Origin of the sequence: Bradyrhizobium sp. YR681 (assembly GCF_000282615.1) — a bacterium.
Classification (GTDB): domain Bacteria; phylum Pseudomonadota; class Alphaproteobacteria; order Rhizobiales; family Xanthobacteraceae; genus Bradyrhizobium.
Window position 1 is genome coordinate 1 of record NZ_AKIY01000253.1, and the last position, 21,525, is coordinate 21,525.

A 21,525-nucleotide genomic window follows, 5' to 3' on the forward strand; every position below is an offset into this window, starting at 1 on the left:
AGCAATCCAGAGTCTTTCCGCAGAGGGATTCTGGATTGCTTCGTCGCTACGCTCCTCGCAATGACGTGGAGAGAGCTTGCCACACACTCGATATCGTAGGGTGGGCAAAGCGAAGCGTGCCCACGGCCTTGTGTATCGCTACCGAATGGTGGGCACGGCGCTTTGCGCCTTTGCCCGCCCTACGGCACTGCAGCGCGTCCGGGACACGAGAGGCCTACACTTCCCGTCGGCTCAAGAACGCCAGCCGCTCGAACAGGTGCACGTCCTGCTCGTTCTTCAGCAGCGCGCCGTGCAGCGGCGGGATCAGTTTGCGCGGGTCGCGTTCGCGGAGCTGCTCGACGCTCATGTCTTCGTTGAGCAGCAGCTTGAGCCAGTCGAGCAACTCGGACGTGGAGGGCTTCTTCTTCAGGCCCGGCACTTCGCGGACCTCGAAGAAGATGCGCAGCGCTTCCTCGACCAGGCGCTTCTTGATGCCGGGGAAGTGGACGTCGACGATGCGGCCCATCGTGTCGGCATCCGGAAACTTGATGTAGTGGAAGAAGCAGCGGCGCAGGAAGGCGTCCGGCAGCTCCTTTTCGTTGTTGGAGGTGATCATCATGATCGGGCGCTGCTTGGCCTTGATCGTCTCGCCGGTCTCGTAGACATGGAATTCCATGCGGTCGAGCTCGAGCAAGAGATCGTTGGGGAATTCGATGTCGGCCTTGTCGATCTCGTCGATCAGGAGCACCGGGCGCTGCTCGGCGGTGAAGGCTTCCCACAGCTTGCCGCGCTTGATGTAGTTCTTGATGTCCGACACACGCGCATCGCCGAGCTGGCTGTCGCGCAGCCGCGACACCGCGTCGTATTCGTACAGGCCCTGCTGCGCCTTGGTGGTGGACTTGATGTGCCAGGTCAAAAGCGGTGCGTTCAGGGCCTTCGCCACTTCCTCGGCCAGCACCGTCTTGCCGGTGCCGGGCTCGCCCTTGATGAGGAGCGGGCGCTCCAGCACGATCGAGGCATTGACGGCGACCTTGAGATCGTCGGTCGCAACATAGTCCTTGGTGCCGGTAAATTTCATTGCGCGTCCTTGTTGGTCGTCGTCCCGGGCATTGCCATCGTCATTGCCAAGTTCTTGGCCCCGGTCGCGACATGGGAACGGCCGCTCATGGCGGCCGTTCCTGGTTCGGTCAGGCTTTCAGACCCGTTTTATCAGCGAAAGGATGACGAGCACAATCACCGCGCCGATGGTGGCATCCACGATGGCGCCGATCGTGCCGGTGGCGAGCTGGATGTGCAGCTGAGGCAGGATCCAGCCGGCGACCAGCGCGCCGATGATGCCGACGACGATGTTGCCGATCAGCCCAAATCCCGCCCCGTGGACAATCTTGCCGGCGAGCCAGCCGGCGATCGCACCTATGATGAGTGCTGCGAGAATTCCCATTGCAAACGTCCCCAAAACGACCCCGGAGGGCCCCAATTTTAGAGCAAAAAGCCTCCCGGTCTAGCCGAGCGTGCGATGTCGCTTCACCTCTCCCCGACGGGGAGAGGTCGGATCGCTCCCGGCGATGCGAAGCATCGTCCGGCGCGATCCGGGTGAGGGGGCGCAGGTCCCACGAGAGAGCGAAACCCCTCACCCGGCACTACGTGCCGACCTCTCCCTCCGGGAGAGGTGAAGCAGCGCCTCTTGACGTTCGTCCCCCGACGGGCAATCTGTCACCCATGTTCCTGCAATTCTTCACCTCTCTGCGCGATGCGCAGGTCCCCGTGACGCTGCGCGAATACCTCACGCTGATGGAGGCGCTCGACGCTGATCTGTCGGACTATTCGGTCGAGAATTTCTACTATCTGTCGCGCACTTCGCTGGTGAAGGACGAGCGCAACCTCGACAAGTTCGACCGCGTCTTCGGCACGGTCTTCAAGGGGCTGGAAAACCTGCTCGACGCCATGGAGAAGGCGGAGATCCCCGAGGAGTGGCTGAAGAAGCTCGCCGAAAAGTACCTCAGCGAGGAAGAGAAGAAGCAGATCGAGGCCATGGGCTGGGACAAGCTCATGGAGACGCTGAAGAAGCGGCTCGAGGAGCAGAAGGGCCGTCACCAGGGCGGCTCGAAATGGATCGGCACGGCAGGCACCTCGCCGTTCGGCGCCCACGGCTACAATCCCGAAGGCGTCCGCATCGGCCAGGAGAAGAACCGCAACAACCGCGCCGTGAAGGTGTGGGACAAGCGCGAGTTCAAGGACCTCGACGGCAATGTCGAGCTCGGCATCCGCAACATCAAGGTCGCGCTGCGCCGCCTGCGCAAATTCGCGCGCACCGGCGCGCCGGATGAACTCGATCTCGACACGACGATCCGCGAGACCGCCAATCACGGCTATCTCGACGTCCACATGCGCCCCGAGCGGCGCAATGCGGTGAAGCTGCTGGTGTTCTTCGACATCGGCGGCTCCATGGATTCGCATATCGAGCAGGTCGAGGAGCTGTTCTCGGCGGCGAAGAGCGAGTTCAAGCACATGGAGTATTTCTACTTCCACAACTGCCTCTATGAAGGCGTGTGGAAGCAGAACAAGCGCCGCTTCACCGACCGCACGCCGACCTGGGACGTGCTGCACAAATACCCGCACGACTACAAGGTCGTGTTCGTCGGCGACGCCTCGATGAGCCCTTACGAGATCATGGTGCCCGGCGGCTCGGTCGAGCACGTCAACGAGGAGCCCGGCTCGGTCTGGCTCGATCGCATCATCCGCACCTATCCGCATACGGTGTGGCTCAATCCGGTCGCGCAGAAGCACTGGGACTATTCGGAATCGACCACCATCATCAAACGCATCTTTGCGAACCGCATGTACCCGATCACCATCGAGGGACTGGAAGGTGCGATGAAGGAATTGACGCACTAGCTGCGCGTGCGGCCGACAAGAGGGAGAACCACATGCCCCAGACCATCACCCGCGGCATCAAGGCGCTGATTGACGAGGCCAATGCCGAGATCGAGACGCTCAACGCCAAGGACGCCATCGAGATCTCCAAGAACGGCGACGTCGTCATCGTCGACATCCGCGATCCCCGCGAGATCGAGCGCGACGGCCGCATCCCCGGCGCGTTCGCCTGCACCCGCGGCATGCTCGAATTCTGGATCGATCCGCAGAGCCCGTATGCGAAGCCGGTGTTCCAGGAAGACAAGAAGTTCGTCTTCCATTGCGCCGGCGGCCTGCGCTCCGCACTCGCCGCCAAGACCGCGCAGGACATGGGCTTGAAACCCGTCGCCCACATCGCCGGCGGCTACGCCGCCTGGCGCGATGCCGGCGGTCCGACGGAAGCGTGGGAGCCGAAGAAGAAGGGGTGAGGGGTAATCACCGCTCTCTCCACCGTCATTCCCCGCGAAAGCGGGGAATCCAGTACGCCGCGGCCTATCCGTTGAATCACAGCCGTCTCGGAGTACTGGATCGCCCGGTCAAGCCGGGCGATGACAGCTGAGTTTGACGTGCGCTGCTTCAATCTCACTCGCGCGGTGCGCGCCCTCGGAATGACTGCAAGGAAAAGCCAATGACCACCGACCCCCTCCTCTCCACCGAATGGCTCGCCGCCCACATCAACGACGCCAACGTCAAAGTCCTCGACGCCAGCTTCAAGCTCCCCGGCGTGCTGCCGCTGCCGAAGGACGACTATCTCGCCGCGCACCTGCCGGGTGGTGTGTTCTTCGACGTCGATGCGGTGTCGGACCACTCCAACCCGCTGCCGCACATGTATCCGAGCGCCGAGCAGTTCGGCCGTGACGCAGGCCAACTCGGCATCTCCAACGCCGACACCGTCGTGCTCTACGACGCCGGCGGCTGGGTCGCAGCGCCCCGTGCATGGTGGATGTTCCTCGCCTTCGGCCACAGCAATGTGCGCATCCTCAATGGCGGTCTGAAGAAGTGGCGCGCCGAGGGCCGTCCCGTCGAGAGCGGCGAAGTGAAGCCGCAGCCGGCGACGTTCAAGGCGAGCTACGATTCAAGGCGCGTGCGCAGCATGCAGCAGCTCGTCGCCAACGTGGAAAGCAGCAAGGAGCAGGTGATCGACGCGCGCGCCGCCGATCGTTTCGAGGGCCGCGCCCCCGAGCCGCGTGCGGGCATCCGCTCCGGCCACATCCCCGGCGCGCGCAACGTGCCCTATAACCAGCTGTTCGACGCCGCGACCGGCACGATGAAGCCGCTCGAGGATCTGCGCGCCGCCTTCGCGAATGCCGGCGTCAAGCTCGATGCGCCGATCGTGACGAGCTGCGGCTCCGGCGTGTCGGCCGGCGTGCTGACGCTTGCGCTCTATCGCCTGGGGATCACCGACACCGCGCTCTATGACGGCTCATGGTCGGAATGGGGCCAGGAGAAAGGTCCACCGATCGCGACCGGGCCGGCGTGAACAGTGCGATATTTGCCGCGCTGAAGATGCGCTCCCTCGCCCCGTTCTTACGGGGAGAGGGTTGGGGTGAGGGGCCTCTCTCCACGCGATGAGATAATCGAGGGACCTGTACCCCTCACCCGGAATCCGCGCTTCGCGCGTATTCCGACCTCTCCCCGCAAGCGAGGAGAGGTGAAGCAAGATCAGCGCGGGCGCGTCGTCGTCGCGAGCGTCTGCTGCGGCTGTCCGAACGGATCGAGCGCCTGGTTGAGCTGTTGTGGCGGCGGGCGCCGCACGATGCGACGGCGCTTCTTCGGCTTGTCCGCGCGGGGCTTGGCCGCCTTGCTGTCGGCCTTGGTCTTCGCCGGCGCGAGGTCGTTCAGCGCGGCCATTCTGGCTGCTGCAATGTCCGCCACGCGCGATGCCTGCACCGGGGCCGGGGATCGCGGTGCGTCGGGGGTCGTTGCGGCAGGCTTGGCCTCGGGGATCGTTGCGGTGGTGTCGGCAGGGGTGAGCGTGTCGGTCGGCGCTGCTGCCGCGGCCACCACCGTCGTCTCGGACTTGATCTCGGATTTGGCTGGTTCGGCAGCCGGAGGCGCGGCCTCGGCGGTCTGCGGCTGTGTCTCGGTCGTCACCGCGGCAGCCTGCTCGGACTCGCTCGCAGGCAGTCCGATCGTCGGCACCTGGTCGCGCAGTGACGGCGCGGTGGGCTCGGCAGGCTCGGGCTCCGCGCGCAAGGCCGCCAGCACCGGCTCGGGAGCCTGCGCAAACACCTGCTCCTGCGGGCCGTTCCGCCAGGGAGGCGCGCTGACATACTGCTGATGGGTCGCCCGCAGCAGCGAGGCGGCCCCTAGGCCGAACACCAGGATGGAGGTTGACAGCAGGATCGCGGCAAACAGGAAGCGAAAGCCGGGAAGCATCGGACGGGTTACAAATTTCCGCCCCGGCGGTTGGTGCCAGGGCCCAAGAGCCATCTGAACGCGGTGACGGTACTGCTTGCCGCGTTCGCCACGCGGGGGATCGGTGCTCAAAGCGGCGGCGAATCAGGCTGATTCGAACATATCGCAACGATTCCGCGTCGTTCCGTAAAATTCGGGGCCGAGGACTCCGGCAATCTACGGCGTGAAGCGATTTTCGCCCCCGTGATGCAACGGAGCAACGGTGTGAGCTTGCATCACAAATCGCTCAATCAGGCACAAATCAGCCTGCATTGTCTTGAATGTGCCGCTATCTTCGGTCATCTGGCCGTTAACGGTCCGGATGGGCCCCGGGGCTATACAAGAGCGATGATGATCAAACATTTTCTGACGATATGCGCTGCCGCAACAGTCGCTGCGGCGGGAACCTCGCTCGCACAGGCCCAGAGCTATCCGGTCCAGCAGGCGCCGAGCTATGGCGCGCCGGCCGAATATCGCCCCGGTGACCGCGCGCCGAGTTTCGACGCGCTGGAGGACGAAGACGACGCGATGCCGCAGGCCTCGCTGCCGCCGCCCGGCCCGGCCGACGATCCGCGCTATGGCCGCCCGGCTGGTCCCCCCGTTTATTCCGCTGCCCCGCCGCAGGGGCCGGTGATGTCGCCGGACGACCCGCGTTATGGCCGCCCCGCCGGCGCTCCGCCGGTGTATTCGGCTGCGCCCGCGCAGGGCCCCGTGATGTCGCCCGACGATCCCCGCTACGGCCGCCCCGCCGGCCCGCCCGCGGTGATCTATGCCGATCGTCCGGCTCAGGCCCCCGGCAGGGACGGCCTGCGTCCGCCTGAGGCCGTCGGTGGTCCCGCCGCGACCGGAACGGTCCAGTCCGGCCAGCCGCCCGTCGGTGCCGATGGCCGGCCGATGGCGATCGCCTCGCTGCCGCCCGAGGAGCAGCCCGACGCCGCCCCGGCGCAGCTGTCGCCGAACCTGCGCCGTCAGGAAGTCTCGCTGGCGACGAAGGAGCCGGCCGGAACGCTCATCGTCGATACTCCGAACACTTACCTCTACTACGTGCTCGGCAATGGCCGTGCGATCCGCTACGGCGTCCGTGTCGGCCGCGACGGCTTCACCTGGACCGGTGTGCAGAAGATCACCCGCAAGGCCGAGTGGCCGGATTGGCATCCGCCGACGGAGATGATCGAGCGCCAGCCCTATCTGCCGCGCTTCATGGCCGGCGGCCCCGGCAATCCGCTCGGCGCCCGTGCGATGTATCTCGGCTCGACCGTCTACCGCATCCACGGCACCAACCAGCCCTCGACGATCGGCAAGTTCGTGTCGTCCGGCTGTATCGGTATGCTGAACGAGGATGTCTCGGACCTGTTCGACCGCGTCAAGGTCGGCACCCGCGTGGTGGTGATGCCCGGTGGCCCGCCGCCGGGAACGGCGACCGCATCGGCCGCGCCGACGCCGGGCACTGCCGGGCCCGCTCCGATGGCCGCGCAGGCTGGGCCCGTTCCGGGCACCCAGCCGACCGTGGTGCCGCCGCTGCCCGCGCCGGTCACCGTGCGCTAGGCGCGACGAGGCCATTCAGATTTGCGAAGGGCGTGCCGTCGGCACGCCCTTGTCGTTTCAGGCGAGCTTCCGCGGCAACTCGCCGCCCTTGGTGAAGGCGTCGATTGCCTCGACCATCTGGCCGTAATGGATGCGCAGGCCGTCCTCGGTCGCGTAGCCGAGATGCGGCGTCAGCACGAGATTGTCGAGCTTGCGGAAGGGATGGTCGACCGGCAGCGGCTCGACCGAGAACACGTCGATGCCGGCGCCCGCGATCTTCCGCTGCTGCAGGGCCTCGAGCAGCGCCGCCTCATCGACAATGGGCCCGCGCGCGGTGTTGACGAGGAAGGCGGTCGGCTTCATCCGCGCAAGATCGTCGCGGCCCACCAGACCGCGCGAACGCTCGCTCAGCACCACATGGATGGTGATGATGTCGGCCTTGGCGAACAGCTCCTCCTTGGTGGCATAGCCGACACCGGCAGCCTGGCACTTCTCCGGCGTCAGGTTCGGGCTCCAGGCGATCACGTTCATGCCGAAGGCCTTGGCAATGCCAGCCATCTTGCTGCCGAGCTTGCCGAGCCCGACAACGCCGAGCGTCATCCCCTCGATCTCGACGCCGGCAAAGGTCTGCCAGGGCTCGCCCGCATGCATGCGCGCGTTCTCGCGGCCGATGCCGCGGGTCAGTTCCAGGATCAGGCCCATGGTGAGGGGCGCGGTCGGATCGCGGGAATATTGCGTGCCGCCGATGGCGATGCCTTGCGCCTTCGCGGCCTCCATGTCGATCGAGGCGTTGCGCATGCCTGAGGTCAGGAGCAGCTTCAGCTTCGGCAGGCGCGCGAACAGGCCTTTGGGGAACGCGGTGCGCTCGCGCATTGCGCAGACAATGTCGAAATCCGCCAATGCGCTGGCAGCGGCCTGCTCGGAAGCGAAGGGATGGCTGAACACGGTGACATCGACGCGATCGGACAGTTTCTGCCAGTCGGCGACGTCGAGGGCGAGGTCGAAATAGTCGTCGAGAATTGCACAGCGCAGCCGCGTCATCAGCGTTCATCCAGGGCCAGAGTTGACGGCGAGAGGTGACGGCGCGGGCGGGGGCGCCATCGTCGGAACCGGGCCATGGTTACGCGCAATCAGACGGCGCGCAAGCCGCCTGCGTCTTCAAAAATCCGATAGGCAAGAATCTGATAAGGCGAGGGCTCAGAGGTCGCGGGGCTTCAGCCGGAGCGGGGCATCCATGCCGTGTTTGGCGCGCCAGGCGGGGCCGGGGCCGCGCATGTAGTGCAGCTCGGGCCGGTAGGGGTTGAAGGCGGTGGCGAAGAAGCGCTTCCAGAAGCCCTTGATCTCCGAGACGAGCGCGGAGGTGCCGCCGGCTTCTGCCGGAACAGGAAGAGAATGGGTCTCGGTCAGAGCCATGATGGGCCTCGCTGTGCTCCCCCTCGTTCTGAGCGGGTGGCGCTGTTTCCGCGCGAAACCGAGCTTTGGCCTGATTTATTAAAAGATGGTTTCAATTGTCCGGATCGGGGTCCGGATGGTGTCCGTCCCGTATTCATCCGTGGTGAACGGAGGGAAAACATTGCCCTTTGGGAGCGGGATCGCTACATCGCTGGCTAAGCAAATCTCCTCAAATCGAAGGTTTCACGGGACCCATGGCGCGCCAATTTGTCTACTTCATGGACGGCCTGACCAAGAGCTACCCGACCCGCAAGGTGCTCGACAACATCCGCCTGAGCTTTTACCCGGACGCCAAGATCGGCGTGCTCGGCGTCAACGGCTCGGGTAAGTCGACCCTGCTCAAGATCATGGCGGGCCTCGACAAGGACTACACCGGCGAGGCCTGGGTCGCCGAGGGTGCGCGCGTCGGCTACCTCGAGCAGGAACCGCAGCTCGATCCCAAACTTTCGGTGCGCGAGAACGTCATGCTCGGCGTCGCCAAGCAGAAGGCCATCCTCGATCGCTACAACGAGCTGGCGATGAACTATTCCGAGGAGACCGCCGACGAGATGACCAAGCTGCAGGACGAGATCGAGGCCCAGGGCCTCTGGGATCTCGACAGCAAGGTCGACCAGGCCATGGACGCGCTGCGCTGCCCGCCCGACGATGCCGACGTCACCAAACTCTCCGGCGGTGAGCGCCGCCGCGTTGCGCTGTGCAAGCTGTTGCTCGACCAGCCCGAACTGCTGCTGCTCGACGAGCCGACCAACCATCTCGACGCCGAATCCGTGTCGTGGCTGGAAGGCCATCTGCGCAACTATCCCGGCGCGATCCTGATCGTCACCCACGATCGCTACTTCCTCGACAACGTCACGAGCTGGATTCTCGAGCTCGACCGCGGCAAGGGCATTCCCTACGAGGGCAATTACTCGTCCTGGCTGCTGCAGAAGCAGAAGCGGCTGGAGCAGGAGGGACGCGAGGACGCCGCGCATCAGAAGACGATCGCGCGCGAGCAGGAATGGGTCGCGTCCTCGCCGAAGGCACGCCAGGCCAAGTCCAAAGCGCGCTACCAGCGCTACGAGGAACTGCTCAAGCAGGCGAGCGAGAAGCAGACCCAGACCGCGCAGATCATCATTCCCGTCGCCGAGCGGCTCGGCGCCAACGTGGTCGATTTCGAAGCGCTCAGCAAAGGCTATGGCGATCGCCTGTTGATCGACGATCTCACCTTCAAGCTGCCGCCCGGCGGCATTGTCGGCGTGATCGGCGCCAACGGCGCCGGCAAGACCACCCTGTTCAAGATGATCACCAAGCAGGAAACGCCGGACAAGGGCACCATCACGGTCGGCGAGACCGTGCATCTTGGCTATGTCGACCAGTCGCGCGACGCGCTCGACGGCAACAAGAACGTGTGGGAGGAGATCTCCGGCGGCAACGAGCTGATCCTGCTCGGCAAGAAGGAAGTGAACTCGCGCGGTTACTGCTCGTCGTTCAACTTCAAGGGCGCCGACCAGCAGAAGAAGGTCGGCGCGCTCTCCGGCGGTGAACGCAACCGCGTGCATCTGGCCAAGATGCTGAAGTCCGGCGCCAACGTCCTGCTGCTGGACGAGCCGACCAACGATCTCGACGTCGACACGCTGCGCGCGCTCGAAGAGGCGCTGGAGGATTTTGCCGGCTGCGCCGTCATCATCAGCCATGATCGCTGGTTCCTCGACCGCATCGCGACCCACATCCTGGCCTTCGAGGGCGAGAGCCACGTCGAATGGTTCGAAGGCAACTTCCAGGACTACGAGAAGGACAAGATGCGCCGGCTCGGCCAGGACAGCATCATTCCGCATCGCGTGAAGTACAAGAAGCTGACGCGGTGATGGCGGCATGATGCGGCGGGCGCTCATCGCTGCGGTGATCATGGTCACCTGCGGCTGGTCGTCCGCCCGCGCTGCTGACGCGGTCTTCACGCAGTTCATCGCCTCGCTCTGGCCGGAGGCTCAGGCCGCCGGCGTGTCGCGCGCGACGTTCGACCGAGAGGCGCGCGGGCTCGAGCCTGATTACAAGCTGCCCGATCTGATCCTGCCCGGACGGCCCGCGACCGGCGCGCCGTCGCAGGCCGAGTTCGTGCAGGTGCCGGCGGACTACGTCAAGGACGCCTCGATCGCGCGCCTTGCCGGCGAGGGGCAGCGGCTGCTGCAAAAATATCGTCCGGCGCTCACCGAGATCGAGAAGAGCTCCGGTGTGCCCGCGACCGTCATGCTCGCGATCTGGGGCCGCGAGACCGACTATGGCCGCTACACGCTGCCTTATGATCTGGTCCGTGTGCTGGCGACGCAGGCCTATGTCGGACGCCGCAAGGACACCTATCGCAACGAGTTCATTCTCTCGCTGAAAATCCTCGGCGAGGGCGTGGTGACGCGCAAGGACATGCGCTCGTCCTGGGCCGGCGCGACCGGGCTCACGCAGTTCCTGCCGTCGGAATATTACAAGCATGGCGTCGATTTCGACGGCGACGGCCGCATCGACATCTGGCATTCGGTGCCGGATGCGCTCGCCTCGGCCGCGCAACAGCTCGTCAACAAGGGCTGGCAGAGCGGCGTGCGCTGGGCCTACGAGGTGCAGGCGCCGGCGAAGGTCGATTGCACCACCGGCGTGCCCGAAGTGACGAAGCCGATCGGTCAATGGTTGCGCGAAGGCTTCGTGCCGGTGCGTCGACAGAAGCTGAGCGCGGCCGAGCAGGCGCAGCCGGCCTCGCTGCTCCAGCCGGAGGGCATCTACGGCCCGTCGTTCCTGACCACGAAGAACTACTTCGTCATCAAGGAATACAATTTCTCCGACCTCTACGTGCTGTTCGTCGGCCATCTCGCTGACCGCATGACGAGCCCGCTGCCGTTCGCAACACCGTGGGCGGCTTCGAAGCAGTTGCGCACGAAAGATGTCGAGACCATGCAGCGTGGGCTGACGCGCGTCGGGCTTTACAAGGACAAGATCGACGGCAAGGCCGGCATGCAGACGCGCGCCGCGCTCGGCGCTTATCAGAAATCGGCAGGGCTGAAGGTCGATTGCTGGCCGAGCGAAGAGGTGCTGCGCTCGATCCAGGCGGCGCGATAGCGCGAGATCAAAAGAAAAAGCCCGGCCGATGGTCTCGGCCGGGCTTCTCAATCGCGGCGCAAATGCGCCAAGGCGATCAGATCAGTAGCAAACGCGAACCGGGCGCACGACCCAGCCGTAACCATCCCAATAACGCTGGCGCTGCCAGTAGCAGGGGGGCGGCGGGGGCTCGGCCACGTAAACGGGGCCGCCATAGGCCGGACGGCTCGACGCGATCGCGCCGCCGACGATGGCTCCGCCGATCAGGCCGGCTGCGATGCCGGCGCCGACGCCGTCATGGGCCTTCGCGGACGGCATGGCAGTCACCAGCGAACCGGCGACCGTCGCAACCGTGAGGGCGGCAACTAAAGTCTTCTTCATGCTCTTGGCTCTCCTGGGAGATGGATCACCTTGTTAGAGGCGTCCGGGGTTCAAAGGTTCACGCACACTCTGATGGAATTGGCCTTGCAGCTAGGAAGCGCGCAAATGGTCAATCCACGGTAAACGCACACGGAGCTGTGACGCGAAAAAGCGGTGTTTTTCGGGCCTTGAGATGAACGGCGCATCCGTAGTGAACCGGCCCAAACGACTTGTTCAAGCGAACCGTTTCACGGTGTGTCAGCCGCAGACGCGGACGCGGCGGACGCGCCAGGCATAGCCGTCCCAGAAGCGCTGCTTCTGCCAGACGCAGCCGCCGCCATAATAGTCGTCGGCGACATAGCCCGGACCCGGCGCGTAATAGCGGGGCGGGTAATAGCCCGGTTCATAATAGCCGGGGCCGGGTCCGTAATAATACGGGGAGGCCAGCGCGCCACCGACAATGGCGCCGCCGATGATCCCGGCTGCCACGCCGGCCGCGACACCGCGCTGCGCATGGGCGGGCGTCCCGGCCGTCAGGGCCAGGGTGGCGATGGCAGCAACTGCCAGAAGCGACTTCTTCATCGGTTTGACCCTTTGCATCAACACGCGGGAACTGTTTGGGGACCAGAGTTCCATACTTCGCTTGAACGATCAATGAACGGCACCTTTGCCGGGTGCGACCAATTGATATGGATCGAGCCTCGCCGGGGAGGCGATGATGGGCAACGCGATGATCAACGCTCTGATTGCTGCCGGGATTGTCCTTGCGATCGGCTATGGCTGGTTCAGTCACATCCAGAACCGCGGCCGTCGTTCGCGGGCAGGGGCAGGGAGTGATGGCGGCGATAGCTATTCCGGCACGAGCGACGGCTTCTCGCTGGGGAACTGGTTTTCAAGCGACAGTTCGGGAAGCTCGACCGATGCCTGCTCCAGCAGCGATAGCGGCAGCAGCGGCGGGGATTGCGGCGGCGGTGATGGTGGTGGAGGCGGCGGTGGCGACTAGCTCCACGGTTCTCTTGATCCAGCGCAATACCCTATTTTAGAGCCGTTCTAGGCTGTTTTCCGGCTAGTTTGGAATAGCTTCAAATACCGGTTTTTCCCTTTGCATCCGGACGGCCCGTTAAATATCGATGATGGCGCATCACCGAAGGGCCTGCCGCTTCCATGATCGTTTGTTCCTGTAACGTGCTGAGCGATGACGACATCCGCGCCGCCGTCGCCGAGTCCGACGATGCCGTGCGTCATGCCAAGCAGGTGTATGGCTGCCTCGGCTGTAGCGCCGAATGCGGCCGCTGCGCCCGCACCATCAAGACCATCATCGACGAAGCACTTGGCCCCTGTGCGAAGTCCTGCTGCTCCGGCTGCCCGCACAGCCACACCGTGGCCGCCAATGATGAGACGGCCGAGCCCGTCCAGTTCGCCTTGGCTGCCTGCTGAAACTTTCCCCATCGTCGGCTGAGCTTTTCCCCGGCTGCGTCCCCGTAGCTGGTTGCTCTCATTCGTAAACTGATTTAGAAGCGTTCTAAATTCGGTTTAGGGCCGATTTGGACTGCAAGAGCTGGAGTGAACCATGCAGGGCGACGCAAAAGTCATCGACTATCTCAACAAGGCACTGCGTCACGAGCTGACTGCGATCAACCAGTACTGGCTGCACTACCGCTTCCTCGACAATTGGGGCCTGCGGGAAATGGCCAAGGTCTGGCGCAAGGAGTCCATCGAGGAGATGGAGCACGCCGACAAGCTCACCGAGCGGATCCTGTTCTTCGACGGCTTCCCGAACATGCAGGTGCTCGATCCCTTGCGCATCGGCCAGAACGTCAAGGAGATCATCGAGTGCGATCTCGCAGCCGAGATGAGTGCGCGGGCGCTCTACCAGGAGGCGGCCGGCTACTGCAACAGCGCCAAGGACTACGTCACACGTGACCTGTTCGAGAAGCTGATGAGCGACGAGGAGCACCACATCGACTTCCTCGAAACGCAGCTCGATTTGATCGGCCGCATCGGCCTCGAGCTCTACACCCAGAAGCACGTCGGCGGGCTCGAGGGCGAGGGGCACTGAGCTCCCGGGTTAGCCGCGTACTCCCGTGTCGTCCCGGCGAAAGCCGGGACGATTGTTTTTGGGCACCATCTACAGCTGCGTCTTGTAGCGCTCTTCCACGAGTTCCTGGCTCTCCGGTTCGCCGAGGCCCGTCTGGTCGTGAATGACCTGGCCGATGCTCGGCATCACCGAGCGCTGCACCTTCTCCGGCGACCACAGCTTTGAGCGCATCAGCGCCTTGCCGCAGTGGAAGTAGACTTCGCTGACGGCGACGTTCAGCACCGCGCGCGGCGGCTTGCCGAATTCCACCATCGAGGCCAGCAGATCCGGATCGGCCGACAGCGTGCCGCGCCCGCCGACGCGCAACGTCTCGTCGATGCCGGGCACGAAGAACAGCAGATGCACGAAGCCCGAGCCTTCGACGACGTTGCGAAAGCTATCGATCCGGTTGTTGCCGGAGCGGTCGGGCATCAGCAGCTGGTTGGGACCGGCGACGTGGACGAAGCCGATGCCGCCGCCGCGCGGCGAGGCGTCGACGCTGCCGTCGGCGCCCGATGTCGCGAGCACGCAGAACGGCGACATCTCGATGAACTTCTTCGCATGCGTGTCGATCGCGGGGCGTGCCTTCGCGATCACGCGTGGGCTCGGCTTGGCATAGATGGTGGCGAGGTCTTCGGCGCAAAGATCGGTCAACGGGGTGCCTCCGTATCAGCCTGGCGTCAAGCTACCCGATCGCGCCGACTCCAGCCAATGGAATCCATCAAGTCGCCTTACACCGCGTCGGCCGGCACGAAGCAGCTGATGATGATCGTGCCGCGGTGGTGGACGTACCACACCACGGCTTGCCCGACCGGATTGCCGCGATCGCGGATGATGGCGCGTTCGGGCACCTCCATCCACTGTCCCTCGATCGGCACCCAATAGGTGCCGCGCCGCACATCGTAGTCGGTGCGATGGCCGTCGGAAATGTCGCAGCAGGGCACGCCGTTCGGCGCGATCACGCTCTTGAACCAGGCGCGAATGTCGGGCGGGACGTGGTCGTATTGCCCGTTGTCGAACGCGAACGCGGCGCTCGTCAGCGCCATCGTCGCGGCCAGCCAGACGCACAGCGCGAGCCTGTGCATGCAATCCTCCGTCGCGTTCCGATTCGTATCGTTGGTGCGATTAAGCCCGAGCCGCCGGCGCATTGCATGCTCAAATAATATGCGGCGCGAGAGGCGCCGCACATGATGCATTGCGATATGACGAGGTCGCGTCTTACATCGTCCGTTGCGGCGCGGTTTGCAGCAATTGCCTGATCTGCTCGCTGTAGAACTTTGCATTGCCGGTGGTGCCGTGGCCGCGCGTCTCGGTGCTGGCGGGGATGAGATACAGCTTGCCGTTCTTGACCCGCTTGATCGCCGCGTCCGTGAGGCCTGTCTCGGGCGGGTTGCGCTCGTCGTCGGCGGAATTGATCAGCAGCAGCGAGGCTTCGATTGCCTCCAGCTTTCCGGCAGCGTCGTAGTCGTGCGAGGATTCCCACTGGTAGACGAAGTCGTTGGCATCCGCCGTGATCGGTGTTGCAAGGCGCTCGTCGACGATCTTGTCGGCCTTGGCCGCGGTCGGCGCCTGCGACTGATAGGCCAGCGTGCCGCCGATGCTGGCGATGCCGTAGGCGGTGACGGCGTATTTCATCATGCGCGGCTGGCTGGTGTAGGTGCCGCCATTGTAGTCGGGATCGTTGCGGATGGTGTCGAGCATGATCCGTCGCAGCATCCAGTTGCGCGACGCCATCTCGGTCGGCTGCGAGGCCATCGGGATCAGCGCGTCCATCGCCTTCGGATATTTCTCGCCCCACAGCCAGGTGTGCATGCCGCCCATTGAATTGCCGATGACGAGCCGCAGATGCTTGACGCCGAGGCCCTCCGTCACGAGGCGGTACTGCGCCTCGACCATGTCGTCGTAATCGTATTTCGGAAAGACGGTCTTCATGCCGTCGGACGGTTTCGACGATTTGCCATGGCCGATGCTGTCGGGAATGATGATGTAATATTTGGACGCGTCGAGCGGCTGCCCGGCGCCGAACAGCTCGCCGGCGAAGGCGGGTGACAGCATGCTCGCGCCCGAGCCGCCGGTTCCGTGCAGGACCAGCACCGGCTGGCCCGATGGCTCGCCGACGGTGGTGTAATGCAGCTTCAATTCGGGCAAGGTCTCGCCGGTGTGGAATTTGAAGTCTTTGGCGATCCAGTCGCCCTGCCTGGGTGCCGGATAATCGGCAGCCATGGCGGACGTCGAAATGGACAGCAGAATGGCCGACAGTGCGGCGCAGGATGCCTTCATGTTTCTCTCCCCGTTGCGGCTCGTCATCGGTGGCCGCGTTGGCCGGAACTTAGCAGAAATGTGGAGAAGGATGTAGGATTCACGCTTCGGAAATCGTCCTGGAAGGAAACACGGGAGAGATCGGATGTGCCGCAACATCAAGACGCTGTTCAACTTCGAGCCGTCGGCGACGGAGGAGGAGATCCACGCCAGTGCGCTCCAGTTCGTGCGCAAACTGTCCGGCTTCAACAAGCCGTCGCAGGCCAACGAGGCCGCGTTCGACCGCGCTGTGGCAGAGGTGTCGGAAGCGGCGCGAAAACTGCTGACCTCGCTGCATACCCATGCGCCGGCGCGCGACCGCGAGGTCGAGGCGGAAAAGGCAAAGGAGCGTTCGCGGCTGCGGTTCGGTTAGGCGGTCTCGGTCGTCTGCTCCGTGATCTGGCTCACGGTACGGGACGTCTCAATTTGCAATGATGTCCGCCGGGGTTTTGTCAGCCCGGAGCACGACCATGAGCCGTTCCCTTCTTCCACTCAAAGCAGGTGCCATCGTCTTCACGCTGCTGTGGACCGCGTGGATGATGTGGTGGAGCGGCTCGTTCTCGAGCGCGAACGTCGTCATCCTGGCGCTATGCGGCGCGGGGGTCGGCTATCTCTGGTACCGCGCCATGCGCTGGCAGTTCGAGCGCATGGGCATGCTGCCGCGACGCGAGGACCAGGCCAAGTAGTCGCTAGTCCTTGTGGCCGTGCTTCTTCCTTTTCTTCTTTTTCTTGTGCTCGGCGTCGCCTTCGCTCTCCTCGTCGTCGACGATCGGCTCGTCAGCTTCCTGCACGGCGGCCTCCAGCGCTTCGCGCTCGGCGGCTTCGCGCTCGCGCTGGCGGCGGCGCTCGTCCCAGGCGTCGAAGAGCTGCTCGAGCCACGGCAGCACCTGCTCGATCGACGGCAGCTGGCCGGGCGGCCCGGCTTCGCCGCGCGGACCTTGCGGCCCCACCGGCCCCTGCGGTCCCATAGGTCCCTGCGCGCCGGCAGCTCCACGCGGACCTGCTTCGCCCGGCTTGCCCTGCGGGCCGGCCTTGCCCAGCGGTCCCGTCTTTCCGATCGGTCCAGGCTTGCCCTGCGGTCCCGGCTTGCCGCGCGCGCCGTCCGGCCCCCGCTTGCCCGGATGACCCTGCGGCCCCGGCCGTCCCGGCTCACCCTGCCGCCCACGCGGACCCGGAGGTCCCTGCCGTCCCTGTTCGTCTGCCACGCAACTGCTCCCTTGACCGGAAGCAAGCTACTTAGCGGCGTTTGACGACAGCAGCAATTCCGCCGGCGCATCGCGACAAGCTCGATCAACATCAATCCGCGGCGCGGTTCTCGCCTGCGGACTGATCGGTCGCGTCGTCACGCGCTAATCGTGATAGGCGGGCACATCGATGCCGGACGCAGCGTAGATCCTGATCTTGTTGCGCAGCGTGCGCACCGACAGGCCGAGCACGCGCGATGCCCGGGTGCGATTGCCGTCGCAGCGGGCGAGCGTCTGGAGCACGAGCTCGCGCTCGACCTCGCCAATGGTTGCGCCGATCAGCAGCGGAACGATCTGGTTGGGAGCGAGGAATTGTGCGTCCTGCGGCGCCGCGACATTAACAGTGGTCATCAACACACCCCGATCAACGCCCGCTTCCTTCGCTGGAAGCGGATCGAGAACAAACGACCCCCAGGCCGTAGATCTACGGTGGGCGGGTTTGGTTAATGAAAGGTTAATTCCGCGCGATCGCACCAATTGACCTTGGGAATGCCGCGATCGCGCCGCGATTGGCACGGGATGCATGCCGATGCGGGACGATCGCGGGCGTCAGACCGTCCGATACCCGCCGTCGACCATCACGATCGTGCCCGTGACGTAGGCCGACAGATCCGAGGCGAGGAAGATCGCGGGGCCCACGATGTCCTCGGGCTTGCCGGTGCGCGCCAGCGGCGTGTGATCGACGAAGGCCTGCACCAGCGCCGGATTGGTCGCGCGCACATTGGCGTTGATGTTGGTCTCGATGAAGCCGGGCCCGATCGCGTTGACGCGCACGCCTTCCTTGCCGAGCTCGACCGCGAGCGCCTTGGTGAAGCCGAGCACGCCGTGCTTCGATGTGGTGTAGGCCGCCGAGCTCGGCGTGCGCAGATGCACGAAGGACTGGATCGAGCCGATATTGACGATGCGGCCCTTGGCTGCGCGCAAGGGCGCAAGGAACGCCTGCGTCACGTTGAAGACACCGTTGAGGTTGAGCGAGATGATGTCGTTCCAGTCCTTGGCCACCGTCTCGGTCTCGGCGGTGAAGGCGTTGCGGCGGGTGATGCCGGCATTGTTGACGAGGATCGAGACTTGCCCAACGTTCTCCGCGACCTGCTTGGCCAGCGCAAAACAATCGTCACGCCTGGTCACGTCGAGCGCGAAGCTCTCGGCCTTGCCGCCGGTCTTGCAGATCTCCTGCGCGGCTTCCGCGGCCGTGCCGGCGTTGACGTCGAGCAGCACCACTTGCGCGCCTTCGCGGGCGTAGCCGGCCGCGATCGCCCGGCCGATGCCGGAACCGGCGCCCGTGACGACGGCAATGTGGTTTGCGAGCAATGCCATGACAATTTCCTCCCGATTTCGTTTCGAAGTTTCATGAAAGGCTAACTCGAAATTAAGGGGTCGGAAACGGCGGCCTTGGCATACTGATCTTCATTGCTAAACGTTGCGCGCATGATGGAACGGCTTGAATCCTGGAAATTGGCGCTCGAGCGCCTGCGGTCGGCGGAGCCTGCCGATTGGACCGAGGCCGGCCGGCTCGTGGCCGAGATCGTGCGGATGAGCACGGACGCCACGTTGCGCCAGGCGGCCGAGCAGGCGCTGCCGGTGCTGCGTCAGGCCGTGGCCAATGACGATCACGGTGTCACGCTGGCGGCCCGTCGCCGGATCGGGGTGGTCCTCGACGTCGTTCACGACCTGACCGCGCCGCGCTTCGGTCGCCGCAACGCCATGCCGAAGAAACTGTCGAGCGAAGATCGCGCCCGCAAGGTGCTCGGCCTGCCGCTCGCGGTGCAGCTCACCTGCGACGACATCAACCAGGCCTATCGCCGCGCCGCCAAGGGCATGCATCCCGACCGCGGCGGCAGCGCGGAAGCCTTCATCGACCTCGCCGCCGCGCGCGACCTGCTGATCCATCCCGGCGCGCACAAGGACGCGTAGAGGCCGCCTCAGCTCTTGCTCACGCAGCTCGGATAGGGCGCGGCTTCCCCTGCGACGATCGGGCAGAGCTCGATCGGGCTGAGCTCCCGCAGACGTGCCTGCCAGCGTTCGTCGTTGACCGGCGGCTCGTCGCTCTCGGGGCCGCGCTCGGCCCATTGGATGGTGTAATAGTCGCTCGCGCCCTTCAGCGTGATCAGCAGCGCGGTCTCGCTGTGCCGGGTCGGGCCGCTGTCGATGCGGCCGCAGCCGATCACCGCGACGAAACCCTCGTAGCGGCCGAAATGGGTGGCGCCGAGCGGATTGGCCGCAAAGCTGTCGGGGCAGGCCGATTTGAAGCCGCCGGCGATGGTGCCTGCGAGCATCTCCGGCGACGCGCCCGGCGTCAGCGTCATGCCCTTCTCGCCCGTGACCGTGATCATCTGGGTCCAGCGCTCGGGCGTTTCGCCCTTCCGCACGGCTTCGCGGATGTAGTGGCCGCCCCTGGTGTTCTCGTACACGGCCGCGAAACGAGACGGCATCGCAAAGCTGACGAGCTGGCCGAAGATCGGCGAGATGACGCGGAAGGATTGCGGAGCTTGCGCGCGGCCTGCTGAGACGAGCGCGAGCGATACGCCGAAGATGGCTGCCGCCGTGATGGCCGTGCGCATCGATCGATCCTGCAAGGGCTGGATAAAAACGCGAGCGGGCAAGGATGCTAGCATCGCATCCTTGCCCGGCCCTTGTCGTCCGCCGATCGAATCCTACCAGGTGCAGTGGCCGTTCTTCAACGCGTGGTCCTTCAGCGCGAGCGCATCGACGAAGGTCGGCACGGTGGCGCTGACGCGGGCGTAGTCGGAGGGCCACGGCGTGGTCGGGATGCTCTCGTCCCAGATCTGGCAGAAGCCGCCGTTCTGCCAGCGGATCAGATGATAGCCGGCTTCGGCCTGGCTGGTGGCGGCGAAGGCCGCAATGGCAAGGCCGGCGGCAGCGCACAGCACGGAAATACGACGCATGATCAGCTCCTCAAATGAAAGATGTGATGCGCCTCCCGACAATGAGGGGAGGGGTGGTGCGGGGCGCTTTTGCGATCTCGCCCCGGACAAGACGTGAGTAGTTCCGCCTGCCGATCAGGTTCAAACAGGGCGTGCCGGACATGCAGGCTTCGGCTGCAAAACGAGGGCCGCCCGCCACAAAGAAGAAGGGCGGATCGCTTGCGCGACCCGCCCTGGAAAATCCGATTTGTCCGCGACGCCTAGAGCGCGCATCTGCGCTCGGCACGCAGCTTGATCTGGATGTCGGAGGCGGCGGTGAAGGTCGGGACCGGCTTGCTGACGACCTTGTAGGTCGAGGGGCCCCACTGGAGCGGCTTGTAGTGGAGCTGCTCGTTCCAGACCTGGCAAATGCCGGTGTTGTCCCAGCGGATCACGTAATAGCCGGGCGCGGGGGACGCGGACACCGGGGCGGCGGGACGAGCGAACGCGGGCATGGCAAGCACGGAACTTGCGATGCCGGCAACGGCACAGAGGGCGAGAACGCGACGCATGAAGTATCTCCTTGTGGGGAAGTGTGGCTCGAAAATTCGTGCGGTAAAAGCAGGTCCTTGGCAAGCCGGGGAGCGGCCGTTCACGGATATGTCAGACGGCGCGGGCCACTTGGTTCGGCCGCGTGCCCTGCAGGTCACACGCGCAGCTCACTTCGAAAGCGAGGCCACCGCCTCGATCTCGATCAGCATCTTCGGATCGGGCAGCGCCTGCACCACGCACGTTGTACGTGCAGGATAGGGCGGCGGGCCGAAGGCGCCGGCATAGAGCGCGTTCATGGCGGCGACGTCTGAGGCGCGGGTCAGCAGCACGTTGACCTTGGCGAGGTCGCGGACGGTCGCGCCGGCCTCGTCCAGCACGCGCTTGACGTTGACGACGACATTGGCGAACTGCGCCTCGAAGCCGTCGGGCAGCGCGCCATGGGCGTCGAAGCCGGGAATGCCGGAGACGAACAGGAGATCGCCGACGCGTGTCGCAAAGGACAGCGGCGGCGCTTTCACATGCGGCGGGGGCGCGAAATGCTGGATCGGCATGGATCACCTCGGAACGTCGTGGGGCGCATCAGCGTAGCGGCATGCGGGAGAGTTGCAATCGGCCTTGGCAGAGGGGCCAAACAAAAAACGCGAAAACAACCCCATGCACAGTAGAAACGGCGCGGAAATCATTGGCGTTTTCCAGAATTCGGGATTAGCGAAATATTTTGCTTGCGTCGTCGGGCAAAACAGGGGCAGAATGGCATGATGGTGGTGGTGCCGGTGTGCAGCCCCAAACTCCGCCGTCATGCCCCGCG

The 21,525-nt window shown here is 64.8% G+C and carries 30 protein-coding genes; 12 read left to right on the forward strand and 18 right to left on the reverse strand.

Annotated features, from left to right (window positions below; translation table 11 throughout):
- Nucleotides 1-214 precede the first annotated feature (214 nt).
- On the reverse strand, nucleotides 215-1,057 hold the full coding sequence (locus PMI42_RS27460; protein WP_008140272.1) for an AAA family ATPase: 843 nt from the start codon (nucleotides 1,055-1,057) through the stop codon (nucleotides 215-217).
- Between the two features lie 117 nt (nucleotides 1,058-1,174).
- Nucleotides 1,175-1,420 carry a GlsB/YeaQ/YmgE family stress response membrane protein gene (locus tag PMI42_RS27465; protein WP_008140274.1) on the reverse strand — a complete coding sequence of 82 codons (246 nt, stop codon included), beginning with the start codon at nucleotides 1,418-1,420 and terminating at the stop codon, nucleotides 1,175-1,177.
- A 278-nt stretch (nucleotides 1,421-1,698) separates the two neighbouring features.
- Here PMI42_RS27465 and PMI42_RS27470 point away from each other — a divergent pair, with 278 nt between their 5' ends.
- The 3 genes from PMI42_RS27470 (at nucleotide 1,699) to sseA (ending at nucleotide 4,372) form a co-directional block, all read left to right on the forward strand.
- Nucleotides 1,699-2,874 carry a vWA domain-containing protein gene (locus tag PMI42_RS27470; RefSeq protein ID WP_008140275.1) on the forward strand — a complete coding sequence of 392 codons (1,176 nt, stop codon included), beginning with the start codon at nucleotides 1,699-1,701 and terminating at the stop codon, nucleotides 2,872-2,874.
- 32 nt (nucleotides 2,875-2,906) lie between these two features.
- Nucleotides 2,907-3,320: a rhodanese-like domain-containing protein gene (locus tag PMI42_RS27475; protein ID WP_008140276.1), complete on the forward strand. Its 414-nt coding sequence runs from the start codon at nucleotides 2,907-2,909 to the stop codon at nucleotides 3,318-3,320.
- Nucleotides 3,321-3,520: 200 nt separating this feature from the next.
- Nucleotides 3,521-4,372, forward strand: a complete 852-nt coding sequence (sseA, locus tag PMI42_RS27480) for a 3-mercaptopyruvate sulfurtransferase (protein ID WP_008140278.1) — start codon at nucleotides 3,521-3,523, stop codon at nucleotides 4,370-4,372.
- A gap of 182 nt (nucleotides 4,373-4,554) precedes the next feature.
- Here the strand turns inward: sseA and PMI42_RS27485 are convergent, their stop codons facing one another.
- Nucleotides 4,555-5,271 carry a hypothetical protein gene (locus PMI42_RS27485; protein ID WP_008140280.1) on the reverse strand — a complete coding sequence of 239 codons (717 nt, stop codon included), beginning with the start codon at nucleotides 5,269-5,271 and terminating at the stop codon, nucleotides 4,555-4,557.
- 369 nt (nucleotides 5,272-5,640) lie between these two features.
- Here PMI42_RS27485 and PMI42_RS27490 point away from each other — a divergent pair, with 369 nt between their 5' ends.
- Nucleotides 5,641-6,834: a L,D-transpeptidase family protein gene (locus PMI42_RS27490; protein WP_008140282.1), complete on the forward strand. Its 1,194-nt coding sequence runs from the start codon at nucleotides 5,641-5,643 to the stop codon at nucleotides 6,832-6,834.
- 57 nt (nucleotides 6,835-6,891) lie between these two features.
- On the opposite strand, the gene PMI42_RS27495 is transcribed toward PMI42_RS27490, so the two are convergent.
- Nucleotides 6,892-7,854 (reverse strand): D-2-hydroxyacid dehydrogenase family protein, encoded by a 963-nt coding sequence (locus PMI42_RS27495; RefSeq protein ID WP_008140285.1) that lies wholly within the window; start codon nucleotides 7,852-7,854, stop codon nucleotides 6,892-6,894.
- Between the two features lie 156 nt (nucleotides 7,855-8,010).
- The gene (locus PMI42_RS27500) at nucleotides 8,011-8,226 is read right to left on the reverse strand and encodes a hypothetical protein (protein WP_008140289.1); all 216 of its coding nucleotides are present in this window, start codon (nucleotides 8,224-8,226) and stop codon (nucleotides 8,011-8,013) included.
- 233 nt (nucleotides 8,227-8,459) lie between these two features.
- Between PMI42_RS27500 and ettA the strand changes: the two genes are divergently transcribed.
- Complete coding sequence (ettA, locus tag PMI42_RS27505) at nucleotides 8,460-10,109, forward strand: energy-dependent translational throttle protein EttA (protein WP_008140291.1); 1,650 nt, start codon at nucleotides 8,460-8,462, stop codon at nucleotides 10,107-10,109.
- Between the two features lie 7 nt (nucleotides 10,110-10,116).
- The gene (locus tag PMI42_RS27510) at nucleotides 10,117-11,343 is read left to right on the forward strand and encodes a lytic murein transglycosylase (protein ID WP_035966780.1); all 1,227 of its coding nucleotides are present in this window, start codon (nucleotides 10,117-10,119) and stop codon (nucleotides 11,341-11,343) included.
- An 81-nt stretch (nucleotides 11,344-11,424) separates the two neighbouring features.
- Here the strand turns inward: PMI42_RS27510 and PMI42_RS27515 are convergent, their stop codons facing one another.
- Nucleotides 11,425-11,703 (reverse strand): hypothetical protein, encoded by a 279-nt coding sequence (locus PMI42_RS27515; RefSeq protein WP_008140295.1) that lies wholly within the window; start codon nucleotides 11,701-11,703, stop codon nucleotides 11,425-11,427.
- A 237-nt stretch (nucleotides 11,704-11,940) separates the two neighbouring features.
- On the reverse strand, nucleotides 11,941-12,264 hold the full coding sequence (locus tag PMI42_RS27520; protein WP_008140298.1) for a hypothetical protein: 324 nt from the start codon (nucleotides 12,262-12,264) through the stop codon (nucleotides 11,941-11,943).
- Nucleotides 12,265-12,397: 133 nt separating this feature from the next.
- Here PMI42_RS27520 and PMI42_RS27525 point away from each other — a divergent pair, with 133 nt between their 5' ends.
- The 3 genes from PMI42_RS27525 to bfr all read left to right on the forward strand — a co-directional run bounded on the left by PMI42_RS27525 (nucleotide 12,398) and on the right by bfr (nucleotide 13,741).
- The gene (locus PMI42_RS27525) at nucleotides 12,398-12,685 is read left to right on the forward strand and encodes a hypothetical protein (protein ID WP_050994418.1); all 288 of its coding nucleotides are present in this window, start codon (nucleotides 12,398-12,400) and stop codon (nucleotides 12,683-12,685) included.
- Nucleotides 12,686-12,846: 161 nt separating this feature from the next.
- Entirely contained in the window at nucleotides 12,847-13,119 is a 273-nt protein-coding gene (locus PMI42_RS27530) for a (2Fe-2S)-binding protein (RefSeq protein WP_008140302.1), read from the forward strand.
- A 133-nt stretch (nucleotides 13,120-13,252) separates the two neighbouring features.
- Complete coding sequence (gene bfr / locus PMI42_RS27535; RefSeq protein ID WP_008140303.1) at nucleotides 13,253-13,741, forward strand: bacterioferritin; 489 nt, start codon at nucleotides 13,253-13,255, stop codon at nucleotides 13,739-13,741.
- 69 nt (nucleotides 13,742-13,810) lie between these two features.
- Here bfr and PMI42_RS27540 read toward each other — a convergent pair whose 3' ends face one another.
- The 3 genes from PMI42_RS27540 to PMI42_RS27550 form a co-directional block, all read right to left on the reverse strand.
- The gene (locus tag PMI42_RS27540) at nucleotides 13,811-14,413 is read right to left on the reverse strand and encodes a pyridoxamine 5'-phosphate oxidase family protein (protein WP_008140305.1); all 603 of its coding nucleotides are present in this window, start codon (nucleotides 14,411-14,413) and stop codon (nucleotides 13,811-13,813) included.
- Nucleotides 14,414-14,490: 77 nt separating this feature from the next.
- Nucleotides 14,491-14,844 carry a hypothetical protein gene (locus PMI42_RS27545; protein WP_008140308.1) on the reverse strand — a complete coding sequence of 118 codons (354 nt, stop codon included), beginning with the start codon at nucleotides 14,842-14,844 and terminating at the stop codon, nucleotides 14,491-14,493.
- A gap of 133 nt (nucleotides 14,845-14,977) precedes the next feature.
- Entirely contained in the window at nucleotides 14,978-16,039 is a 1,062-nt protein-coding gene (locus PMI42_RS27550; RefSeq protein ID WP_008140310.1) for an alpha/beta fold hydrolase, read from the reverse strand.
- Nucleotides 16,040-16,163: 124 nt separating this feature from the next.
- On the opposite strand from PMI42_RS27550, the gene PMI42_RS27555 reads away from it, so the two are divergent.
- On the forward strand, nucleotides 16,164-16,430 hold the full coding sequence (locus PMI42_RS27555) for a DUF2277 domain-containing protein (RefSeq protein ID WP_008140312.1): 267 nt from the start codon (nucleotides 16,164-16,166) through the stop codon (nucleotides 16,428-16,430).
- 97 nt (nucleotides 16,431-16,527) lie between these two features.
- Nucleotides 16,528-16,743 (forward strand): hypothetical protein, encoded by a 216-nt coding sequence (locus tag PMI42_RS27560; protein ID WP_008140314.1) that lies wholly within the window; start codon nucleotides 16,528-16,530, stop codon nucleotides 16,741-16,743.
- 3 nt (nucleotides 16,744-16,746) lie between these two features.
- On the opposite strand, the gene PMI42_RS27565 is transcribed toward PMI42_RS27560, so the two are convergent.
- From PMI42_RS27565 to PMI42_RS27575, 3 genes are all read right to left on the reverse strand, one after another.
- A complete protein-coding gene (locus PMI42_RS27565) occupies nucleotides 16,747-17,262 on the reverse strand; it encodes a collagen-like domain-containing protein (RefSeq protein WP_008140316.1) in 516 nt (171 codons plus the stop codon).
- A gap of 144 nt (nucleotides 17,263-17,406) precedes the next feature.
- Nucleotides 17,407-17,652, reverse strand: a complete 246-nt coding sequence (locus PMI42_RS27570) for a helix-turn-helix domain-containing protein (RefSeq protein WP_008140319.1) — start codon at nucleotides 17,650-17,652, stop codon at nucleotides 17,407-17,409.
- Between the two features lie 198 nt (nucleotides 17,653-17,850).
- Nucleotides 17,851-18,618, reverse strand: coding sequence for an SDR family NAD(P)-dependent oxidoreductase (locus tag PMI42_RS27575; RefSeq protein ID WP_008140320.1), 768 nt, complete (start codon nucleotides 18,616-18,618; stop codon nucleotides 17,851-17,853).
- A gap of 111 nt (nucleotides 18,619-18,729) precedes the next feature.
- Between PMI42_RS27575 and PMI42_RS27580 the strand changes: the two genes are divergently transcribed.
- Nucleotides 18,730-19,215 carry a hypothetical protein gene (locus tag PMI42_RS27580; RefSeq protein WP_008140322.1) on the forward strand — a complete coding sequence of 162 codons (486 nt, stop codon included), beginning with the start codon at nucleotides 18,730-18,732 and terminating at the stop codon, nucleotides 19,213-19,215.
- A gap of 8 nt (nucleotides 19,216-19,223) precedes the next feature.
- On the opposite strand, the gene PMI42_RS27585 is transcribed toward PMI42_RS27580, so the two are convergent.
- From PMI42_RS27585 to PMI42_RS40290, 5 genes are all read right to left on the reverse strand, one after another.
- Nucleotides 19,224-19,862 (reverse strand): hypothetical protein, encoded by a 639-nt coding sequence (locus PMI42_RS27585; protein ID WP_008140324.1) that lies wholly within the window; start codon nucleotides 19,860-19,862, stop codon nucleotides 19,224-19,226.
- A gap of 93 nt (nucleotides 19,863-19,955) precedes the next feature.
- The gene (locus PMI42_RS27590; protein WP_008140327.1) at nucleotides 19,956-20,207 is read right to left on the reverse strand and encodes a hypothetical protein; all 252 of its coding nucleotides are present in this window, start codon (nucleotides 20,205-20,207) and stop codon (nucleotides 19,956-19,958) included.
- Nucleotides 20,208-20,446: 239 nt separating this feature from the next.
- A complete protein-coding gene (locus tag PMI42_RS27595; protein ID WP_008140328.1) occupies nucleotides 20,447-20,737 on the reverse strand; it encodes a hypothetical protein in 291 nt (96 codons plus the stop codon).
- A gap of 147 nt (nucleotides 20,738-20,884) precedes the next feature.
- Nucleotides 20,885-21,268: a RidA family protein gene (locus PMI42_RS27600; protein WP_008140331.1), complete on the reverse strand. Its 384-nt coding sequence runs from the start codon at nucleotides 21,266-21,268 to the stop codon at nucleotides 20,885-20,887.
- 3 nt (nucleotides 21,269-21,271) lie between these two features.
- Nucleotides 21,272-21,525: hypothetical protein (locus PMI42_RS40290; RefSeq protein WP_210160936.1), on the reverse strand; the 254-nt coding region annotated here is incomplete at its 5' end.

What these genes read in the sequence shown, in the direction of transcription:
- PMI42_RS27575 (WP_008140320.1), bottom strand. Translation starts at nt 18,618, where the DNA reads ATGGCATTGCTCGCAAACCACATTGCCGTCGTCACGGGCGCCGGTTCC.
- bfr (WP_008140303.1), top strand. Translation starts at nt 13,253, where the DNA reads ATGCAGGGCGACGCAAAAGTCATCGACTATCTCAACAAGGCACTGCGT.
- PMI42_RS27515 (WP_008140295.1), bottom strand. Translation starts at nt 11,703, where the DNA reads ATGAAGAAGACTTTAGTTGCCGCCCTCACGGTTGCGACGGTCGCCGGT.
- PMI42_RS27590 (WP_008140327.1), bottom strand. Translation starts at nt 20,207, where the DNA reads ATGCGTCGTATTTCCGTGCTGTGCGCTGCCGCCGGCCTTGCCATTGCG.
- PMI42_RS27570 (WP_008140319.1), bottom strand. Translation starts at nt 17,652, where the DNA reads ATGACCACTGTTAATGTCGCGGCGCCGCAGGACGCACAATTCCTCGCT.
- PMI42_RS27530 (WP_008140302.1), top strand. Translation starts at nt 12,847, where the DNA reads ATGATCGTTTGTTCCTGTAACGTGCTGAGCGATGACGACATCCGCGCC.
- PMI42_RS27555 (WP_008140312.1), top strand. Translation starts at nt 16,164, where the DNA reads ATGTGCCGCAACATCAAGACGCTGTTCAACTTCGAGCCGTCGGCGACG.
- PMI42_RS27600 (WP_008140331.1), bottom strand. Translation starts at nt 21,268, where the DNA reads ATGCCGATCCAGCATTTCGCGCCCCCGCCGCATGTGAAAGCGCCGCCG.
- PMI42_RS27495 (WP_008140285.1), bottom strand. Translation starts at nt 7,854, where the DNA reads ATGACGCGGCTGCGCTGTGCAATTCTCGACGACTATTTCGACCTCGCC.
- PMI42_RS27510 (WP_035966780.1), top strand. Translation starts at nt 10,117, where the DNA reads ATGATGCGGCGGGCGCTCATCGCTGCGGTGATCATGGTCACCTGCGGC.
- PMI42_RS27560 (WP_008140314.1), top strand. Translation starts at nt 16,528, where the DNA reads ATGAGCCGTTCCCTTCTTCCACTCAAAGCAGGTGCCATCGTCTTCACG.
- PMI42_RS27490 (WP_008140282.1), top strand. Translation starts at nt 5,641, where the DNA reads ATGATCAAACATTTTCTGACGATATGCGCTGCCGCAACAGTCGCTGCG.
- PMI42_RS27550 (WP_008140310.1), bottom strand. Translation starts at nt 16,039, where the DNA reads ATGAAGGCATCCTGCGCCGCACTGTCGGCCATTCTGCTGTCCATTTCG.
- PMI42_RS27460 (WP_008140272.1), bottom strand. Translation starts at nt 1,057, where the DNA reads ATGAAATTTACCGGCACCAAGGACTATGTTGCGACCGACGATCTCAAG.
- PMI42_RS27500 (WP_008140289.1), bottom strand. Translation starts at nt 8,226, where the DNA reads ATGGCTCTGACCGAGACCCATTCTCTTCCTGTTCCGGCAGAAGCCGGC.
- ettA (WP_008140291.1), top strand. Translation starts at nt 8,460, where the DNA reads ATGGCGCGCCAATTTGTCTACTTCATGGACGGCCTGACCAAGAGCTAC.
- PMI42_RS27475 (WP_008140276.1), top strand. Translation starts at nt 2,907, where the DNA reads ATGCCCCAGACCATCACCCGCGGCATCAAGGCGCTGATTGACGAGGCC.
- PMI42_RS27525 (WP_050994418.1), top strand. Translation starts at nt 12,398, where the DNA reads ATGATGGGCAACGCGATGATCAACGCTCTGATTGCTGCCGGGATTGTC.
- PMI42_RS27470 (WP_008140275.1), top strand. Translation starts at nt 1,699, where the DNA reads ATGTTCCTGCAATTCTTCACCTCTCTGCGCGATGCGCAGGTCCCCGTG.
- PMI42_RS27465 (WP_008140274.1), bottom strand. Translation starts at nt 1,420, where the DNA reads ATGGGAATTCTCGCAGCACTCATCATAGGTGCGATCGCCGGCTGGCTC.
- PMI42_RS27585 (WP_008140324.1), bottom strand. Translation starts at nt 19,862, where the DNA reads ATGCGCACGGCCATCACGGCGGCAGCCATCTTCGGCGTATCGCTCGCG.
- PMI42_RS27545 (WP_008140308.1), bottom strand. Translation starts at nt 14,844, where the DNA reads ATGCACAGGCTCGCGCTGTGCGTCTGGCTGGCCGCGACGATGGCGCTG.
- PMI42_RS27580 (WP_008140322.1), top strand. Translation starts at nt 18,730, where the DNA reads ATGATGGAACGGCTTGAATCCTGGAAATTGGCGCTCGAGCGCCTGCGG.
- PMI42_RS27520 (WP_008140298.1), bottom strand. Translation starts at nt 12,264, where the DNA reads ATGAAGAAGTCGCTTCTGGCAGTTGCTGCCATCGCCACCCTGGCCCTG.
- PMI42_RS27485 (WP_008140280.1), bottom strand. Translation starts at nt 5,271, where the DNA reads ATGCTTCCCGGCTTTCGCTTCCTGTTTGCCGCGATCCTGCTGTCAACC.
- PMI42_RS27595 (WP_008140328.1), bottom strand. Translation starts at nt 20,737, where the DNA reads ATGCGTCGCGTTCTCGCCCTCTGTGCCGTTGCCGGCATCGCAAGTTCC.
- sseA (WP_008140278.1), top strand. Translation starts at nt 3,521, where the DNA reads ATGACCACCGACCCCCTCCTCTCCACCGAATGGCTCGCCGCCCACATC.